The organism is Teredinibacter franksiae (assembly GCF_014218805.1).
Classification (GTDB): Bacteria; Pseudomonadota; Gammaproteobacteria; order Pseudomonadales; family Cellvibrionaceae; genus Teredinibacter; species Teredinibacter franksiae.
Genome location: NZ_JACJUV010000001.1, coordinates 1935241 through 1954823 on the forward strand (window position 1 = coordinate 1935241; position 19583 = coordinate 1954823).

At 49.8% G+C, this 19583-nt stretch carries 13 protein-coding genes; 11 read left to right on the forward strand and 2 right to left on the reverse strand.

Translation table 11 applies throughout. The features are described from left to right. Positions 1–9: 9 nt before the first annotated feature. The 9 genes from H5336_RS08005 (at position 10) to H5336_RS08045 (ending at position 13684) form a co-directional block, all read left to right on the forward strand. Complete coding sequence (locus H5336_RS08005; RefSeq protein ID WP_185233109.1) at positions 10–1425, forward strand: sigma-54-dependent transcriptional regulator; 1416 nt, start codon at positions 10–12, stop codon at positions 1423–1425. Between the two features lie 689 nt (positions 1426–2114). Beyond that, on the forward strand, positions 2115–3482 hold the full coding sequence (gene pcnB, locus H5336_RS08010) for a polynucleotide adenylyltransferase PcnB (protein WP_185233111.1): 1368 nt from the start codon (positions 2115–2117) through the stop codon (positions 3480–3482). Between the two features lie 13 nt (positions 3483–3495). Further along, the gene (gene folK, locus H5336_RS08015; protein WP_185233113.1) at positions 3496–4005 is read left to right on the forward strand and encodes a 2-amino-4-hydroxy-6-hydroxymethyldihydropteridine diphosphokinase; all 510 of its coding nucleotides are present in this window, start codon (positions 3496–3498) and stop codon (positions 4003–4005) included. Then, positions 3998–4690, forward strand: a complete 693-nt coding sequence (locus tag H5336_RS08020) for a deoxynucleoside kinase (RefSeq protein WP_185233123.1) — start codon at positions 3998–4000, stop codon at positions 4688–4690. Before folK ends, H5336_RS08020 begins: the two co-directional genes overlap by 8 nt. Before the next feature lie 20 nt (positions 4691–4710). Further along, on the forward strand, positions 4711–5523 hold the full coding sequence (panB, locus tag H5336_RS08025; protein WP_185233125.1) for a 3-methyl-2-oxobutanoate hydroxymethyltransferase: 813 nt from the start codon (positions 4711–4713) through the stop codon (positions 5521–5523). Positions 5524–5656: 133 nt separating this feature from the next. Continuing rightward, entirely contained in the window at positions 5657–8287 is a 2631-nt protein-coding gene (gene ppc, locus H5336_RS08030; protein WP_185233127.1) for a phosphoenolpyruvate carboxylase, read from the forward strand. Between the two features lie 184 nt (positions 8288–8471). Continuing rightward, positions 8472–10397 (forward strand): 1-deoxy-D-xylulose-5-phosphate synthase, encoded by a 1926-nt coding sequence (gene dxs, locus H5336_RS08035; protein WP_185233129.1) that lies wholly within the window; start codon positions 8472–8474, stop codon positions 10395–10397. A 307-nt stretch (positions 10398–10704) separates the two neighbouring features. After that, positions 10705–11259 carry a YfiR family protein gene (locus tag H5336_RS08040; RefSeq protein WP_185233131.1) on the forward strand — a complete coding sequence of 185 codons (555 nt, stop codon included), beginning with the start codon at positions 10705–10707 and terminating at the stop codon, positions 11257–11259. Next, on the forward strand, positions 11252–13684 hold the full coding sequence (locus H5336_RS08045) for a bifunctional diguanylate cyclase/phosphodiesterase (protein ID WP_185233133.1): 2433 nt from the start codon (positions 11252–11254) through the stop codon (positions 13682–13684). The genes H5336_RS08040 and H5336_RS08045 overlap by 8 nt, the downstream gene beginning before the upstream one ends. A 61-nt stretch (positions 13685–13745) precedes the next feature. On the opposite strand, the gene H5336_RS08050 is transcribed toward H5336_RS08045, so the two are convergent. Next, positions 13746–15377: an alkaline phosphatase family protein gene (locus H5336_RS08050; protein WP_246439057.1), complete on the reverse strand. Its 1632-nt coding sequence runs from the start codon at positions 15375–15377 to the stop codon at positions 13746–13748. Positions 15378–16257: 880 nt separating this feature from the next. On the opposite strand from H5336_RS08050, the gene hemB reads away from it, so the two are divergent. Next, the gene (gene hemB, locus H5336_RS08055; protein WP_185233137.1) at positions 16258–17253 is read left to right on the forward strand and encodes a porphobilinogen synthase; all 996 of its coding nucleotides are present in this window, start codon (positions 16258–16260) and stop codon (positions 17251–17253) included. A gap of 19 nt (positions 17254–17272) precedes the next feature. Beyond that, a complete protein-coding gene (locus H5336_RS08060) occupies positions 17273–18268 on the forward strand; it encodes a transporter substrate-binding domain-containing protein (RefSeq protein ID WP_185233139.1) in 996 nt (331 codons plus the stop codon). A 2-nt stretch (positions 18269–18270) separates the two neighbouring features. Here the strand turns inward: H5336_RS08060 and H5336_RS08065 are convergent, their stop codons facing one another. Continuing rightward, positions 18271–19359: a polysaccharide deacetylase family protein gene (locus tag H5336_RS08065; RefSeq protein ID WP_313556605.1), complete on the reverse strand. Its 1089-nt coding sequence runs from the start codon at positions 19357–19359 to the stop codon at positions 18271–18273. Positions 19360–19583: the final 224 nt, after the last annotated feature.

Sequence of the window (19583 nt, forward strand, 5' to 3'; positions counted from 1 at the left end):
TAGTCTCCCATGAGCAAAATTCTAATTGTTGAAGACGAAGACATCATCCGCACCGCATTGCGGAAACTCCTTACTCGCAACAAATACGAAGTGGAAGAAGCCGGTTCGGTTAGCGAAGCTACCGGCAAGCATAAGCTCGACACCTTCGACTTGATCATTAGCGATCTGCGCCTACCTGGCGCCTCGGGCACAGACCTTATTCAGCTGGCTGGCGAAGTTCCTGTTCTGATCATGACAAGCTATGCCAGTTTGCGCTCCGCCGTCGACTCCATGCGTATGGGAGCGGTCGACTATATTGCCAAACCCTTCGATCATGACGAAATGCTCGCCGCGGTGAAACGGGTAATCGGCAAATCCGACACCCGCAAAGCCTCAAACAACGTGCGCGCTTCTGAAAATGACGCCGCCATCGAAGGTATGATTGGCAGCAGTTTGGTTATGCGCGAGCTCTACACAAAAATCCACAAGGTTGCCCCAACCACTGCAACGGTGCTGGTGCAGGGCGAAACAGGCACGGGTAAAGAGCTTGTGGCTAATGCGATCCACAACGAAAGCCCTCGCAAAGGCAAACCCCTTATTTCCGTAAATTGCGCCGCCATTCCCGAAACACTGATCGAAGCCGAGCTATTTGGCCACGAAAAAGGTGCATTTACCGGAGCAGCCACCACCCGTGAAGGACTAGTATCCGCAGCCGATGGCGGAACCCTATTCCTAGACGAAATCGGTGAATTACCCCTAGAGGCACAGGCGCGACTGCTGCGAGTGCTTCAGGAAGGTGAGGTTCGCCCTATTGGCTCGGTAGAGTCACGTAAGGTCGATGTTCGCCTGGTTGCCGCCACCCACAGAGACCTAGGCAAACTGTCGCGCGAATCTAAATTCCGCGAGGACCTCTACTTCCGTATTAATGTCGTTCAATTGAAGCTGCCACCACTGCGTGAGCGCGGAAAAGACATACTGGCACTGGCTGAAACCTTCGTAAAACGGTTCAGCGCCGAAATGCTCAAGCCCGCGCTATCACTCACACCAGAAGCTATTCAAGCCATTACCACCTACACTTGGCCGGGCAATATTCGCGAGCTGGAAAATGCCATTCAGCGAGCCGTTATTCTCTGTGACAACGACACTGAAATTGACCATAACCAACTAGCCATCGACCTAGACTTGGTTAAAGTGGACGATCACCACCACGATGACGCCCCCGGTCGCTCAACCAAATCGAGCACCAGCAACGTCAACGAACCGACTGAAGACCTGTCCCTAGAAGATTACTTTCAGCGCTTTGTGTTGGAACATCAAGACACCATGAGCGAAACCGAACTCGCACGGAAACTGGGTGTAAGCCGCAAATGCCTATGGGAGCGAAGACAGCGCCTAGGCATACCGCGCAACAAGCCCACCCAGAACGCCACTAAATCAGCGAACTAACCACCCCCCCCTTATCATTATCCCCTGGCCAGGATTTACACCTGGCTCTAGCACTATTGTCCCAGCGTTACGAAAAAAGCCACCCACTTATGTTCAGGTAACATTCATTGGCGTGTGTTACCCATTCCAAACAGTTCGTAACAACCCCGAGACAGAAAGTAACGAACTACCAGAACAAAACATAATAAGAAAAAGTTTAAGTTGGATAACCTATTGTTTTATAACGTTTTATGCTTCTTGGCACGCCATATGCTCTATAAATTCGCATAATAACAACAAGAAAGAATAATAAAAGAAATCGAAATAGCGAATAACAACAACAAATAATAAAAACAAACAAAAAAACACATAATAACAACAAGAAACAATAAGAAACGAAAGCGTATAAACTGACTTGTGAACCTTCGGAAAGGTGTTGCTTAAAAAGCAAAAAATGACGGACAAGGACGTGTCCTATTAAAAAAAAACAAAAACAAATATTAATAAACACATCCAAATTAAGCGGGAAGGCAATAAGCCTTCCCGTTTTGGTTTCTACCCCTACAAAACGTGCTGATACCCCCTTACCCCTGCAACCAGCACTCAGCAACACTTAAAGCATCTATTTCCATGTCACAGTTATGGTAGACTGCCTGCGCTTACAAGCTACAGGCTTGCCCTCTCAACCTCGAAATTAACACACCTCAAAAATGCTAAAACGGTTACTGCAGCTAACAAACCTGTCGGAAAAACTGTTTGATACCGCCGAAGGCCCCCACGGAGCCAAGGTAATCAGCGCAAAGAATCACGGCATCCGCAACAGTGACATCAGCAATGGCGCGATTAAGATCATCTCCCAGCTACACACAGCAGGGTACGAAGCCTACTTAGTGGGCGGCGGCGTAAGGGATCTGTTGCTAGAAGGCAAACCCAAAGACTTCGACATCGCAACCGATGCCACCCCCGAACAAATAAAAACTGTTTTTCGCAACGCTCGTATTATTGGCCGCCGATTTCGTATTGTGCATGTACGCTTTGGCCGTGAAGTTATCGAAGTGACTACCTTCAGAGATAGCCACAAAGAAGCCGAAAACAACCAAGAGGCAGAACAGTCAGAACATGGCGTTCTGTTGCGCGACAATGTCTACGGCAACATCCGTACCGATGCAGAACGACGCGATTTCACCATAAATGCGCTCTACTACAACCCGGAAAACGGCGAACTACTTGAATTCAGTTCTGGTCTTGAAGACCTGAAAGCCCGCACCCTTCGCATTGTGGGCGACCCCGATAAGCGCTACAAGGAAGACCCTGTTCGCCTCTTGCGCGCCATTCGCTTCGCCGCAAAACTCGGTTTCACGATTGAGCCTGCAACTGAGTCGCCCATAAAAGAGCATGCCGACTACTTGAGTCACATCCCGGCAGCCCGACTTTTTGAAGAAGTGCTGAAGTTGTTTATGTCTGGCTCGGCCACGGCTACCCTCAACCTCTTGCGCGAGTATCACTGCCTCCAGTACCTGTTTCCCAGTACCGACTTTTGTATGGAAAAAGGGCGAGAGCAAGACCGCAATATGGTTAGCAGCGCGACAACCAACACCGACATTCGCATTCGCCAAAACAAAAAGGTAACACCAGCGTTTATCTATGCGGCCTTTCTATGGCCAGCCATGCGCGCCAGCATGCGTCACCAAATGAAAGACCAAAAGCTTTCAACCCAAGAGGCTATGCAGCGCGCAGCACAAGGCGTTGTCAGCCAACAATTGTCTTACACCGCCATCCCAAAACGCTTCCTTGTGCCCATGCGTGAAATATGGGCGCTACAACTTCGCCTTCCTCGCCGACAGGGAAAGAGGGCTCGAGCGTTAATGGAGCACCCTCGCTTTCGAGCCGCTTATGATTTCCTTTTACTGCGGGAACAATCAGGTGAAAAAGTGGATGGCCTAGGTGATTGGTGGACACGCTTCCAGCAAGTGACCGAAGACGAACAAACTAAAATGGTAGACGAGTTGGGCAAACCCACGGGCCCCCGCCGGCCTCGCCGCAAACCCAAACCAAAGCCCAGCGCTGACGCTGAGTAACAGGTACTTTTTTGTGCTCGTTTTTGTAGGGCTGGGGAGCAATCTGGACAACCCCCAACAACAAGTCACCCAGGCATGCGCTTCACTTTCCGTGCAGCCAAACATTACACTGCTACGCGTATCCAGCTGGTACCAGAGTAAGCCTGTAGGCCCACCACAACCGGATTACATTAACGGTGTTGCAGAGCTAGAGACCGACCTACCGGCGGAAGCCCTGCTGAATGTCCTGCACAACATTGAACAGCAGCAAAACAGAATAAGGGACATTCGCTGGGGGCCAAGAACACTGGATCTGGACATCCTACTTTACGGCCAGCAGGTCATCGCTAGCGCACGCCTCACCGTGCCTCATGCGCACTTAACCGAGCGGAACTTTGTGCTAACACCCCTTGTGGAATTAGCGCCCCAGCTACAACTCCCCGATGGCCGCTCCGTAGCCATGTTAGCGCAAGCCGTCGGCAGGCAGGGTTTGGAGCAATTACCTTCAAGCCCACGGAAAAACCTAGGAGACAACGTTGAATAACGCTGACGAAAGCCTCTGGCAAATAGATCTTTCAGGGAAGACCATTCCGCGTTATATCGCCGTTGAAGGCCCTATCGGGGTTGGTAAAACTACCCTCACTAAAAATCTGGCACGCACTTTCAACTACGATACGCTGCTCGAAAACGCCGAAGACAACCCGTTTCTCGAACGCTTCTACGCTTGCGAAAAAAATGCCGCACTGCCCACTCAGCTATTTTTCCTGTTCCAGCGAATGCAACAACTCAATGAGCTGGTTCAAGCCGATATGTTTCAGCCCGTTCGTGTTGCTGACTTTTTACTTGAAAAAGATCAGCTGTTTGCAGAAGTAACACTCAACAAAGACGAACTACACCTATACCGGCAGGTCTATAACCACTTAACTATCGATGCACCATCACCAGACTTGGTTATCTATTTACAGGCACCCAGCGACGTTTTGCTAGACCGCATTCACAACCGCGGTATTCGCTCAGAGCAAACCATCGACCGTGACTACCTAGAGCAACTCAACAGTGCCTACACACGTTTTTTTCACTTTTACGATGCTGCACCGGTACTGATTGTGAACGCTGCCGAAATAGACTGGGTTAATAATCCTGCAGATTACCGTGAACTGGTAAATTACATGCTGGATATCACCCGAGGAAGACATTACTACAACCCTCAACCCTCTATACTGCGATAACTTTTCAGCGAGTTTTGACTATGGCTTACACCGCGCAACTGGAAAAAAACATTTCCATAAAATCACTACAGAATTTAAAAGCCAAACAAGAGAAATTTGTTACGGTCGCACTTTACGATGCTCCAATGGCGGCAATGGCAGAGCGCTGTGGCGTGCAAGCGGTTCTAGTGGGCGACAGCCTTGGCATGACAGTACTTGGCTACAAAGATACCCTCCCGGTAACCATGGAACACATGATTTACCATGTAGAGGCCGTCGCCAGAGGCAACCATAAGTCGTTAATTATTGGTGACCTGCCTTTCATGACCTACGCCACCCCCCAACAGGCAATGAAGAACGCAACCCGAGTAATGCAGGCCGGTGCCAACATGGTAAAACTTGAGGGCGGTCGCTGGCTGGAGGAAACCGTTTCCATGTTAAGTGAACGCGGCATACCCGTTTGCGCCCACCTAGGCCTAACGCCGCAATCAGTCAATAAATTTGGCGGCTTCCGCGTTCAGGGCAGAGAAAAACATCAGGCAAACACGATCGCCGAAGATGCCTACAGGCTCACCGAGGCCGGCGCAGATTTGCTTGTACTGGAGTGTGTCCCGGCAAAGCTGGCCGCCACAATAACCAGCACCATTGCTATTCCCACCATCGGTATTGGTGCAGGACGCAACACCGATGCACAGGTACTGGTCATCAATGACATTCTCGGCCTCACCGAAATGCCACCGAAGTTCTCCAAAAACTTTCTTATCGAGACCGACGACATCCCTTCAGCCCTGCAAAAATTTGTTTCTGACGTGCGCGAAGGTCACTTTCCCGAAGATCAACATAGCTTTCAATAAATTACGCACGCCTCACCAATCGCATTTATAGCTGCAAACAAATGGCATGGAAGCTGTTCATCTCCTACAATAGCGCCCCGCTGTAAATACGCTCAATTTTTAACCCGAATTATTACGAGGTTATTTTCCCGTTATGCAACAATTACCGGAAACGTTAAGAGACAATGTTCGCCTACTTGGTGAACTGTTAGGTGAAAATCTGCTTGAACACGAAGGCCCCAAGCTTTTTCGTAAAGTGGAAGAAATTCGCGCGCTGTCGAAAAAACTCGCGCAATCTTCCGGTGACGAGCACCAAGAAAAATTTGCCTCGCTGGTTGAAGCGCTGAGTCAACTCGAAGACGCTGATATCCTACCCATCGTGCGTGCGTTCAATCAATTTTTAAACCTCGCCAACATCGCCGACCAGCATTATTTTTATGGACCAGAAGCCGTCGATGCACAGGGCTTAGATCAACTGCTAGAAAACCTTGCTAACCACGAGGGTAAGGACGCGCTCTACAGCCTTGTGTGCGATTTAAAAATCGAGCTAGTACTCACCGCACACCCCACCGAAGTAACGCGCCGCACACTGATTCGAAAATACGAACAGATCGCCGACTCGCTGAATGCGCTGAAGCGCACTGACCTTTTGCACTACGAAGCCGAGGGCGTAAAAGACCAGCTGCACCGCATAATTGAAGAAGTGTGGCACACCAACGAAATACGCACCGCCCGGCCAACCGCCGTTGACGAAGCCAAGTGGGGATTTGCGGTTATCGAAAACAGCCTGTGGCATGCGGTACCTGACTTTATTCGGCACCTCGACAATTTGAGCCGCAAGCGTTTGGGTCAACCTCTGCCCATGGATATTGCCCCCTTTCGATTCTACTCCTGGATGGGCGGTGACCGTGATGGCAACCCCAACGTAACCGCCAGTGTTACCGAAGAAGTCATTATGCTCGGCCGCTGGAAAGCCGCAGAGCTGTACTTGGACAGCATTAATGGCCTAGCGGGTGATCTAAGTATGCACGCCGCCAGCGACGAGCTGTTTGAAGCGCTCGGTTTCAAAAGCACCACGCCCTACCGCGACCTACTCCACCACCTGCGTAACCGCCTGCAGGCAACCATGGACTGGGCAGAAGAACGCATTCACAACCCGCTTCTCCGACGACCAGAAAATGTAATTCACAGTAAGGAGGAGTTACTACAACCCCTGCTGATCTGTCACCGCTCACTGGTCGAACAGGGCTTTGTGCATATTGCAGAGGGCCCGGTGATCGACTTGATCCGCCGCATACATGCCTTTGGCATTAACTTGGTTCCACTGGATATTCGTCAAGATGGCGATCGCCATGTGCAACTTCTAGACGAACTGACCCGCTACTTGGAGCTCGGCAGCTATCGAGAGTGGGACGAAGACAAGCGCCAGGCATTCCTTCTCGAACAACTTGAGAGTAAGCGCCCACTATTACCCCAAACCTGGCCCGTCAGTGAAGAATCTGCGGAAGTTATCGCCACCTGCCGAGTCATTGCCCGCAAACCGCGCGAAACCCTGGCCCACTATGTTATTTCCATGGCCAAGCAACCTTCCGATGTACTGGCAGTCGCGTTAATCCTGAAAGAATGCGGCGTTGGCTGGAACATGCCGATTGACCCACTGTTCGAAACCCTAGATGACCTCGACCGCGCGTCTCGGGTCATGAACAGCCTCTGGCAAATGCCTTGGTACCAGGGCTATATCAGCGGCGAACAAACCGTCATGATCGGCTATTCCGACTCAGCCAAAGATGCGGGTAAATTTGCTGCTACCTGGGCGCAGTTTAAAGCCCAAGAAAAACTCGTCAGCCTCGCCGACCAATATGACGTTCAGCTAAACCTGTTTCATGGCCGTGGCGGCACCGTTGGTCGCGGTGGCGGCCCTGTAGAAAAAGCCATGGCATCACAACCCCCAGGCTCGGTTAAAGGTCGTATACGAGTCACCGAGCAGGGCGAGATGATCCGCTATAAATTTGGCATGCCACGTGTTGCCTTCACCAGCCTCAGTAACTACGTGCGCGCAACACTCAAAGCCACGGTTACCCCGGCAGCTTCACCCACAAAAGAGATGCGTGAACTGATGGAAGGCATGGCCAATGCAGGCCTGCAAGCTTATCGGGGTGTCGTACGCGGCCACGACATGTTTGTGCCCTATTTCCGCAGCCTCACACCCGAGCAGGAACTCAATAAGCTTGCTCTGGGCTCACGCCCGGCCAAGCGCAAAGCCAGTGGCGGTGTTGAAAGCCTGCGCGCAATTCCCTGGGTATTTGCCTGGACACAAGTTCGGCTGAACCTGCCAGGCTGGCTAGGCACACGCCAGGCACTGGAGTACGCACAGAAAAACTCACCGGAATTACTGAACGACATGCACAGTAATTGGCCGTTTTTCTCTAGCTTTATCGACCTACTGGAAATGGTACTGGGAAAAGCCGATACCTCTATTTGCGCCCACTATGAGGAACAATTAGTCGACCCTTCATTGCGCAGCCTAGGCAAACAACTACGCGAAGATCTCGAAGCTACGGCCGACCAGATAAACGCGCTAAAACAGCAACCTGAGCTACTTGAAACTACGCCGCTGTTGCAGCAGTCTATCGACATTCGCAAGCCCTACCTCGACCCTTTGAACTACCTGCAAGCGGAGCTGCTTAAGCGTGAACGTAAAGCCGGGGAAATTAGCCCTGATTTGGAGCGCGCATTAAAAGTCACTATGACAGGTATTGCTGCGGGTATGCGTAACACAGGCTAAGTACGCATTTCGGCTAGCCAAGCGGGCTTGCTTCGCCCTACAATGGCCCGCTTGCTGCCCGCGCAGCGAACCTACGCAGCCCCGTGCCATAAAGATTACCGGCACGAGCATAAAAAGAGAAAAAACCAGGACCCAACCGATAGACCGAATCCATTCGGCCTATCGGCTGCAGTATAAAGCTTGAATGTTTGACCATATTCCAACAGAACGCCCCTCTACGCCGCTGCTCGATACGATAAATTCGCCGGCAGACTTACGCTTGCTGGAAGAAAAGCAGTTGGAAGACGTGGCTGAGCAACTGCGCGCCTACCTGCTCTACACCGTGGGCCAAACAGGCGGCCACTTTGGCGCAGGCCTTGGGGTTGTCGAGCTTACCATTGCCCTGCACTACGTCATGAAGACCCCGGAAGACCGACTAGTCTGGGATGTAGGCCACCAAACTTATCCACATAAAATTCTCACCGGTCGCCGTGAGCAGATGCACAGTATTCGTCAGCTAGACGGCCTTTCGGGCTTCCCAAAGCGAAGCGAAAGCGACTACGACACCTTCGGCGTTGGCCATTCCAGTACCTCTATCAGTGCCGCACTGGGGATGGCTCTGTCGAGCGAGCTCACCGATGCTCAGCGTAAATGCGTTGCGGTAATCGGCGATGGCGCGATGACCGCAGGTATGGCTTTTGAGGCCCTCAACCATGCCTCCCATGCCGCCTCAGACATGCTGGTCATTCTCAATGACAACAACATGTCAATTTCAAAAAATGTTGGTGGGTTAGCCAATTATTTTTCCAAAATCTGGGCGAGTAAAACCTATACCGCGCTCCGCGAAGGGAGTAAGCGCGTACTTACAAAAATCCCGCAGGCCTGGGAGTTAGCGCGCAGAACCGAAGAACATATGAAGGGCATGGTCTCTCCCGGCACGCTGTTTGAAGAACTGGGCTTTTATTATGTCGGCCCTATCGACGGCCATGATGTCCACCGCCTCGTGCACGACATCCGCAACATGCTGGAAATAAAAGGCCCTAAGCTGCTGCACATTATTACCCGCAAAGGTAAAGGTTACGCACCCGCCGAAAACGATCCCGTGGGCTATCATGCGCTCAACAAAATCGAGCCCAAAAAAGCCGATACCGTTGTTACCGCGACAAAACCCTTAACCCATAAAAAGACGAAGTATCAGGATGTATTTGGCCAATGGCTGTGCGATACGGCGGCCGAAGACCCTACCCTGATAGGCATTACTCCTGCTATGTGCGAAGGCTCCGGCATGGTTGAGTTTGCCCGCCGCTTCCCCGACCAATTTCACGATGTTGCTATTGCCGAACAGCATGCAGTAACACTCGCTGCCGGGTTAGCCTGTGAAAACCTAAAGCCGGTTGTAGCCATCTACTCCTCTTTTCTGCAGCGTGCCTACGATCAGCTGGTTCACGATGTTGCGCTGCAAAACCTCGATGTACTCTTCGCTATCGACCGCGCAGGGTTGGTGGGCGAGGACGGCCCAACGCATGCGGGCAGTTACGACATTTCTTTCCTGCGCTGCATTCCCAATCTCATACTGGCGGCTCCCAGCAACGAAAATGAATGTCGCCAACTGCTCAGCTCGGCTTATCACCACAATGGCCCCGCAGCGGTTCGCTACCCCCGAGGAACGGGGCCTGGCACTACCATTCAAACCGAAAACCAGCAGCTACCTGTAGGTAAAGGCCACACAGTGCGTGAAGGTAAACGCCTGTGCATTCTCAATTTCGGCGTACTCCTGCCGCAGGCGCTTGAAGTAGCCGAAAAATATAACTTCAGCGTCTGCGATATGCGCTGGGTTAAACCGCTAGATCAGAACTTATTGTTCGAGCAGGCAGCAAACCATGAATACCTGGTTACTCTAGAAGAAAATGCGGTTGCCGGTGGCGCTGGTAGTGCTGTAATGGAACTGTTGGCGACCGCGGGCATCACCTGCCCGGTATTGCCTCTAGGCTTGCCAGATTACTATTACGAACACGGTACACACAGCCAGTTACTCGCCCATGCAGGTCTAGACACCATGGGGATCGATACCTCTATCGGCGGCTGGTTAAATCAGGTTCAACCAAACGACCCTCTCATTAAAGGGCTTTAAAACCCTTCGCTCCCAAATACTTTCAGCCAAATTCGCGACAGTCCAACCTTCTCGTACCCGCCACCATAACGGCGTTAAAACTTAGCAAATCCCATCTAAAGTGGTAGAAACCAAAGGGGCGGTTATACTGTACCAAGGGGATTCCTGAATACTATTTGCCTTTTTCATTTCTGCTGAGCTTGTTCAGTCATCACCCACAACTAGACCTCCATCGAGTTAGCGTTTGTCTACCCGTTGGCGGCCATACAAGAACAATCTCCATTAGTGAATCCTAGCGGCATTCAATGTTAAATAGGTAAGCAGGGGTATGAAGAACAAGGTAAGTTCATCCATAGTAGCTATGGCGCAGCTCGCATACCTGTTTGGCACCACTATGATGCTAATATTTGCCGCTGCCAGCTATTCCAGTACTGCGAGCCCCAGCTATAGCGAATCGGATCTTCGAGCTGCGATTGTCCTGAAAATAATACATCTGGTGAGCTGGCCACAAGAGCCCCGCACACAGCTAAACTTCTGCGCTAATGGCAATAGCGACACGACCACGAAACTGCGTAAGCTAATCGATTCGCAGCCTAGCACCTCCATGCGCTTTCTTACTTCCAGTGGCTCTACGGCAGATAACACCTGCCATATTCAAATTTTAGGCTCCGGGCAGCTCACACAAGCAACAGCCTCTCAGGAACCGCTGCTAGTAATTTGCGACGGTTGCGCGAGCAATACCATTAACGCTGCCATTGAACTCGTTAAAATTCGTGATCGAATCAGTTTTAACCTTAACCTGGCAGAAGCGAAACGTAAAAATATTCGCTTTAAAGTATCGCTAATGGAGCACGCCAACGCGGTAAAGGGGCGCCATGAATAAAGCGCACCTATCAGAGACGAGCCGGCAAACCATCAAACGCAGGCTCATGCGCAGTATTGGCTATACCCTCATCGTGGCTATCGTACTAGTAGCCGCTATCCTTTCCTGGGTGGGCAATAAAGACGCACGCAAAAACCTTGTCGACGACCTCAGTGTCATTGGCCAAATTATTGCCAATCGCTCCTCTACCGCTATGTATTTCGCCGAATTTTCCGATAAAGACGTGATCGACGAAAACCTGCAATCCGCTAGTTTTCATAATGCCATTAACCTCATCTGCGTGTTCGACGGTAAAGGTGGCCTCTATCATCACTACACCAACCGCCCCAGCGCCAACCGCTGTGACAAAATATTAGAACCCATTGAACGTCTCAACGTTTTAATTGAAGGGCGAGTTATTCGCGTACAGGTTCCCATCCTCTATAACGATGAGTATTACGGGATCGTCGAAATATACTCAACCAACAAGGATGCCAACCAGACCTTCCTGCGCTTCGTCTTAACACTGGCATCAACGCTCGCCATTGCGCTTTTTGTAGCCTATTTTGTTGGTGGTCGATTGGTTACGTCCAGTCTTGGCCCACTCACTCAGCTCTACAGTACCTCTCGTGAAATCGCCGCCAGCCCCTACGCAAACATTCGAGCGGTAAAACAAAGTAACGATGAAATTGGTGATTTGGTCGAAGTGTTTAACCAAATCCTCGATAACCTAGAGAGCGACAACGCGGCACTCACCGCATCAGAATCCCGCTTCCGCGTGCTCGCCGAACATGCGCCCATCGGTATTTTTCTAAAAAACCGAGGATTAGAACTGGAATACACCAACGAGCGCTGGCGTGAAATAAGCGGGTTAAGTAAAAGCCAGGCCGATGCCTTTATCAACAATATTGACCCGAAAGACTGCAGCCTGTACGAGAGTGTTCAGGAGCGCGCACGCAGCCAGCATACACCTCAGGTCATCGAATACAGTTACACCACCCCCCTAGGCACCCGTCGAATATTAATGGAACACTTGGCACCGCTGTCCGACAATCATGGCTTCCAGGGTTTTGTCGGCTCACTATTAGATGTAACAGAGCTAAAGACCGCACAAATGGAGCTTGAAAAGCTCGCCTTTTACGACCCTCTAACCGACCTGCCAAACCGGCGTTTTTTCCGTGGTCATCTTGAACTCACCATTGCCTCGGCGAAAAAATACGACCGCAAATTGGCCGTAATAATGACCGACCTAGACGATTTCAAAAAAATCAACGACAGCTTTGGCCACGATGCTGGCGACCGCCTACTAACAAAAATAGGCGCACGACTAAAAGCCGCTGCGGCTAGTGCCGATGTCGTTTCACGTATGGGCGGCGACGAATTTATGCTGCTAATAAAGAACGTAGAAAACCACTCTCAGCTCGACCACAAAGCCCAAAACATTCTTACCGCACTCAATGAAAAAATAGAAATAGATGGTCAGCACGTAGAAGTAGGCGGCTCGGTGGGTGTGGCTGTATTCCCAACTGATGCGATCGCCTACGAAGAATTAATTCGCTACGCTGATATTGCTCTTTACAACGCCAAAGCCCAAGGTGGCAATACCGTTTCCTATTATTCAAGCGACCTAGACAAGCGTATCAAAGACAAAATGCGTCTAGAGCAAAAACTGCGCAAAGCGCTGGATGAAGGTAAGCTTGAAGTTTATATTCAACCCATTTACGACGCACAAACGCGCAAAATACAAAAAGGCGAAGCGCTAGTGCGCTGGTTTGATGAAGAAGATGGGTATATCCGCCCAGACATTTTTGTCGCCCTCGCCGAGGAGTCTGGCCTTATTTACGACCTAGGTCGCATAGTGCTGGAGAAAGTCTGCGCCTTTATCAGCATCAATAAAGAAAAATTGCGCTCGCTAGGTATGAACAGCATCGCCGTTAACCTTTCGGCCAGGCAGTTCTTTGCCTCGCAGTTACTCACACTTATTCGCAATATGTTTGTGCACTACGACATCGAGCCCTCAACCGTAGAATTCGAGCTAACCGAGTCCATGGTAATGGACGACGTAAACCAGGCCATTGGTATTATGCGTGCAATCCGTAAACTCGGCTGCCGTCTTTCTATTGACGATTTTGGTACTGGGTATTCATCGCTCTCTTACCTAAAGCAATTCCCCATTAACACCTTAAAAATTGATCGGTCCTTTATTAAAGACATACCAGAAGATAAAAATGATGTAGAAATTGCCTATACGATCATCGCAATGGCACACAACATGGGCTTAAACGTAGTGGCAGAAGGCGTGGAAACCAAAGAGCAGCTTCAATTATTAAAAGAACAGCGCTGCGACCAACTACAAGGGTTCTATTTTTCCAAGCCCCTGCCCATGAGCGATATCCTCAAACTGGATCATGTCATCCATTTCCCCAACGAGGGAACCTCGGCGTAACGAACTAAAAAATCAACCTATACTGATCCTATGTCGACAACACCTCCAGCCAATGACGTCATTACTGACCTAACGCTTTTTCCGCTGCAGTGGATAAACCCGCTGCATAATTCATTACGTGAAATACAACGTTCTGTTCATGGGTGCCCGAAATGAGCCAAGCACCGGGGCCTGTTGCATAAATAGCAACATCTTCGCCACCGTGAGTTTCCGATTCCAAGGGTACAAGCACTTCCTGATAGTACCCGCTGTTTTCTGTATCGACTTTACTTAAGTCGTGTCTACCCGCATTTATATCACCTACGCCTTGGCGATTCCCGCTAACTTCTCCCGGAACGTAGGCCATACCACGGCCATTCTGATAACCCACGGTGGTATAAGGTTTACCATCTTTTGCTTTCTGGTATTCCTTACTCGGAAGCCCACCCATTTCAATACTTTTAACTTTACCCAGAATAGGGTTCCCCCTTTGTGGGTAGCCGGCCATGGTAAACACATGACTATGATCGGCCGTTACAATAATTAGCGTGTCGTCACTATTGGTTTGCTTAACCGCCGCGCGAACAGCGTCTGAATAGGCGACTGTATCCGACAGAGCATTGTATGCATTGCCCGCGTGGTGGCTATGGTCGATACGCCCTGCCTCAACCATAAGAAAATAACCATTGGGATTTTTTTGCAAAACCTTCAACGCTGCCAGCGTCATTTCCTCTAGTGATGGCTGCTCGCCTTCTGGCGCTTTTTGTTCGATGGCCTTGCGCCGATGAGCATCGTAAGCCATATGAGAATCACTGAACAAACCCAATATCTTGCCACTTTTTTCAGCTAGCGCCACGTTCAGCTGGGCTTTATTACTAACAAATTTCCCATGCGCATAAAGTTGCTGCCACTCTTCAATCAAATTCCGCCCATCGCCTCTGCGCCCTTTAACCGACAAACCACTTCCAAAGTGGTGAAGGCCCTTAGGTAAAAAATGGCGCAACCCGCCACCCAAAACTACATCCGGCCCGTCAATTTTTTGCAGCCCCTTCGGGTTAAGTGGTGCACCAGACTTTTGTGTACTTAAATAGGAGCGTAAATTTTTATCGAACCCAACAAGCTGACTAGCAATATCGTCACACCCAGCGGCTTTCTCAGCCGCAGGTATTTTTGAATCATTCTCCCAATCTCGACTTACCGCGCTCGCGTAGGTGGCAGCAGGTGTTGCATGGGTGATACGTGCAGTGGAAACAATGCCCGTCGATTTTCCCGCAATTTCGGCAAATTCCAACGCACTCAGTAATTCATTCCCCTTTTGACTACCGCACGCCCACGGCACCACATTGTCATTAATGCTCAATACACCAGCTTTGGTTTTCACACCCGTCACCAACGCTGTCATGGTGCCCGCAGAATCCGGCACCTGTAGGTTAGTGTTGTAGGTTTTGGCCAAGCCACTGAAAGGGAAGCGGTCGAAGGCTAACTCGTATTCTTCACCTGTCTGGCCGTTTAATTGGCCAGCAAAAATGCGAGCCGCAGTCACCGTACTCACACCCATACCATCACCTACAAACAGAATGACATTCTTAGCCTTGCCCTTTCCTGCCTGATCAAATAATTTCGCTTTACTAGCAATCTTTTGTTCGGCAGGCGTATACCAATCCATAGCCTTTGCCGGATAGCGAGTTAGCCACGATTCGGCTGCGACAGGCATACAGAAAAACACCAATGCAGCCAATAACATAGGAACGGAAAACAGCCGTATTTTCGTATTTGAAGGAGACATTGCAAGCCTTATACCGAGAATCATCAAGTATTGTTATAGAAAACAAAGTCGTGTATTAAAGCATCTTTTGAACAAAGATGAACGAAACATGTAGCGCGGGCGAGGGTCCAGCGCCATATATATACAGCAAAACTGAGTCATGTAAGGCGATTATAGGAATGTAATCGTTAGAACGGCCCTGTGGATAAATTCGGTAAAAAAGCGTTCTCACATTTCTGCCGTACATCCTGTCATCGTCGTTCTCGGCCATGACGTGCATGGACGCACTAATGCAGCGATTGCATGGATGCAATGGAGCTGTCCTTGGCCTTCACGACATACGACCGCCAGGGATGGCGGAAGTGCCGAAAATGCAGGGATGCAATTTTCTGCCGTACATCCTGTCATCGTCGTTCTCGGCCATCCTTGGCCTTCACGACATACGTACATCCTGTACATAAAAAACCCCCGCGATTTGGGCGGGGGTTTTTATTGCCAATCCTGTGAGCGGATATAAGGCAATTTTGCGTAGCAAAAGCTGCGCGTTCAGGGCTGATAACCTCAGCGGTTGTCGCCGTTTATGGTCATTTTAAAACCAACAGGTGTGCGACCTCTGTAATTAAATTATAGTCATAAGCTGGCTAAAACCATAAGACTCAATACTTATTGAAGACAAGAAGCACAACAAAAGGAAGCATAAGCAAAGTCTATAACGGTAGCCCCATAGCTTGCTCAAAATCCCCGCTTTCTCTATAGTGCATTGCAAAATAAGTAGCGCAATACACAACAACCCGTGTAGTGTAATTTAACATTGGCCGTGAGTCCTTTCATGAACCGACGATTTCCCTCCACCCGCATGCGCAGGAATCGCTTTTCTGAATTTTCCAGAAGGCTGGTTCGCGAAACAGAACTCAGTAGCAGCGATCTCATCTACCCTGTATTTGTCATCGATGGTAAGCAACAAAAACAAGCTATTGAATCGATGCCAGGCCAATTTCGGCTTTCTATCGACGAGCTTGAACGAGAAGTCGAGCAGCTCTTAGAGCTAGGCATACCCGCCATTGCGCTGTTCCCCAACATCGAACCCTCGCTGAAAACCGAAAACGGTGAAGCCGCCTTCGACAATAATGGCCTGGTAGCCAGATCAGTAAAACGAATAAAATCTCTGTACCCTGAAATGGGCATTATTTGTGATGGCGCCCTCGACCCATACACTACCCACGGTCAAGACGGTATTATCGACACAAACGGATACGTGCTCAACGACAAAACCGTAGCCGCATTGCAGCTACAAGCGCAAGTCTGCGCTGAGGCTGGCGCTGATATCATTGCTCCATCCGATATGATGGACGGACGCGTAGGCGCCATACGCACAGCACTAGACGAGCAAGGCTTCATTAATACGCAAATTATGGCGTATTCAGCAAAGTATGCATCGGGCTACTATGGACCATTTCGAGATGCCGTAGGCTCGGCATCAAACCTTGGCAAGGGCAATAAATTCAACTACCAAATGGACCCGGCCAACAGTAACGAAGCCATTCAGGAGATAGCGCTAGACCTTGAAGAGGGCGCCGATATGGTAATGGTGAAGCCGGGAATGCCTTACTTGGATATCGTCCAGCGGGTAAAACAAACATTCGGCGTTCCGACTTTTGTCTATCAGGTTAGTGGTGAGTACAGCATGCATAAGCTCGCCATTGATGCTGGCGTTTTGGGAGAAAGTGTCATTATGGAATCGCTGCTCTGCATTAAACGGGCCGGCGCCGACGGCATACTCACCTATTTTGCAAAATACGCAGCCAAGCAATTACAAAAGTGCTAATTTGCGAAAGGTAGGTACGGTGCCTCATCTAAATACGGGTTCTATAAAACTATTAACCATTGTGCTACTGCTATTTTCTGCAGTGGCCGGCTCGGCCGTTTCTTTTTTTTCCGGCCCTTCCCGATCCACCAACACCTCGCCCATTACAAGAGTAATAACGTCCGCGAGTATCAATAGCCCCGCAACGAGCCTTCCGCTTCCTAAGCACGCCAGTGGCATGCAGCTTGTTAAACTGGCCTCACCAAAATCAGCAATGGATAGGCGAAACGACTACACCATCGCCTTAATGAATAAAGTTCTGGAAGAAACCAAAGACGAATTCGGGCCTTATCAAGTCATGTATATGCCGGCCATGTCCCGCAAACGCCAGTTTTCTGAAATCACCCGTAACGGCGCAATCAACATCAGCGATGCTCCCGCCTGCAAAGACTGGGATCAAGCTTTAAATACGGTATTTTTCCCACTGCGTCGCGGTTTACAAAATTACCGTCTACTCATGATTCACCGCGAAGACGCCTTAACTTTTGCCAATATTACAACCCTAAAGGAACTACAAGCGGCACGTGCAGGCACCCACCACCACTGGATGAGCAGCCGAGTATTAGAAAGCGCAAACTTTACTTTGGTACAGGGCAATGATTACGAAGGCCTTTTCCACATGCTGGATCAGCGGCGATTTGATTATTTCCCTCGAGCGCTGAACGAAGTCTTTAATGAGCTTGAGGCTAGAAAAAAGATTATTCCCTCATTGATAATTGAGCCCACCAAAGCGCTTAATATTCCGTCCCCTACTTTTTTCTATGTTAGTAAAGAGGAACCGCGGCTTCAAGCGCGCCTAGAAAAAGGTTTATGGAAGCTACAAAAATCTGGCGAGCTAAAGGAGTTTTTTAACCACTTTCACGATGAGGATAGCTACCGATCTGCGCTTGAGGGGCGTCAGATATTCAAAATAGACACCACCCACCTAACCAACCACGCTATTTATAAAAAGCCGGAACTCTGGTTCAAAATGTAAACCTACTCTCTATACCAGCTACCATCGACATTGCGACGAATAAACATTTGGGAATACCAATAGTAACGACCGCCACCCGCTTGTACGGTGCAATTGTACCGGCTTCGCCCAACCTTCAGTGGCTGAATGGCTACGGTTTGAATCCCCCCACCTTTGAGTTTGGTGTGGATGGCCCCTTGGCCAGAAGCAAAGCATTGCGCATTCTCAGCAAACCTTAAAACCGGCGACACCAATGTGAGTACGGGCAGCGTTTCTTCCTCGGGCAACTCTGGGTTTTTCAAGCTGCGCCCTTTAGAGTCTTTCACTGTTGCCTTCAAACGTGGAAACGGCAAGCTAAATACCTTGATAGCAAAGTCTTCAGCCCTTCCATAACGCCCCCCCATAGGAAACCTGGGTAACAACTGAGGGTGGCTATAGGCCGCGATGGGGCCGGACTGCTGACCAAAGGCCAAATAACCCAATTGCTCCAACTGCTGCAGTAAATTCTCGTCATACTCGCCGTAGGGGTGTGCAAACAATTTTGTTTTCACATCCAGCTCTTTGGCTAAGCGCTTCTGGGCAAACACGATTTCATTCATGCGCCGTTGCTGCCAACCCAGAAAAGATTCTCCTCCCCGACGACGTAAAAAATGCGGATGACTATCACTGTGATTAGCAAAAATGGCCTGATGAGCGGCCATCTCACGCATTTGCTTCCAGCTCATATACAGCGGGTTTTTTTCATCGTGGGGTTTACTGTTTACGAACACCGCGAATGGCCAGCCGCGCTTTTTCAGCAACGGATAGGCACTGTTGTATATTGAGCGATAACCATCATCAAAGGTGATCATCACAGCGCGATCAGGCAGCTTACTCCCGTTTTGCGCTTTCTGGAGAAGCTCGGGTAATTGCGCAATTGAAAGTACCGAAATATTCTGTTCCTGTAAGAAATTAAGATGCGCCTCAAAAAGCGCAGGCGATGTACTAGTAGCAGGGGGTGATTGATCTGAAATGTGGTGATACTGCAGCACAACCAATGCGTGGGCAGGCAACGCAAATAACGCCAAGCAAAACATAGCGGTAATAAAAATTATTAACTTATTAAAAATCACGGCTCTGCGCCCCTAGGTTTACCCATTTAACCATTCGCTCGTTACGCCACAAGCGCAAAAGCCACAAAAACGAAAAACACGCCATTCTAACCCCTCTTTACTCCCACGAAACACAACACCCGCCGCTGCTCGAAGCAGGTCATCTCTAGCGGTGCCCCACTGGATCAATATCAACCATATAGTGTTTTTACTTCCAACTAAAGCACGCCAACGCCTAATACGGC

What these genes read in the sequence shown, in the direction of transcription:
- H5336_RS08005 (WP_185233109.1), top strand. Translation starts at nt 10, where the DNA reads ATGAGCAAAATTCTAATTGTTGAAGACGAAGACATCATCCGCACCGCA.
- pcnB (WP_185233111.1), top strand. Translation starts at nt 2,115, where the DNA reads ATGCTAAAACGGTTACTGCAGCTAACAAACCTGTCGGAAAAACTGTTT.
- panB (WP_185233125.1), top strand. Translation starts at nt 4,711, where the DNA reads ATGGCTTACACCGCGCAACTGGAAAAAAACATTTCCATAAAATCACTA.
- ppc (WP_185233127.1), top strand. Translation starts at nt 5,657, where the DNA reads ATGCAACAATTACCGGAAACGTTAAGAGACAATGTTCGCCTACTTGGT.
- dxs (WP_185233129.1), top strand. Translation starts at nt 8,472, where the DNA reads ATGTTTGACCATATTCCAACAGAACGCCCCTCTACGCCGCTGCTCGAT.
- H5336_RS08040 (WP_185233131.1), top strand. Translation starts at nt 10,705, where the DNA reads ATGAAGAACAAGGTAAGTTCATCCATAGTAGCTATGGCGCAGCTCGCA.
- H5336_RS08045 (WP_185233133.1), top strand. Translation starts at nt 11,252, where the DNA reads ATGAATAAAGCGCACCTATCAGAGACGAGCCGGCAAACCATCAAACGC.
- H5336_RS08050 (WP_246439057.1), bottom strand. Translation starts at nt 15,377, where the DNA reads ATGCCTGTCGCAGCCGAATCGTGGCTAACTCGCTATCCGGCAAAGGCT.
- hemB (WP_185233137.1), top strand. Translation starts at nt 16,258, where the DNA reads ATGAACCGACGATTTCCCTCCACCCGCATGCGCAGGAATCGCTTTTCT.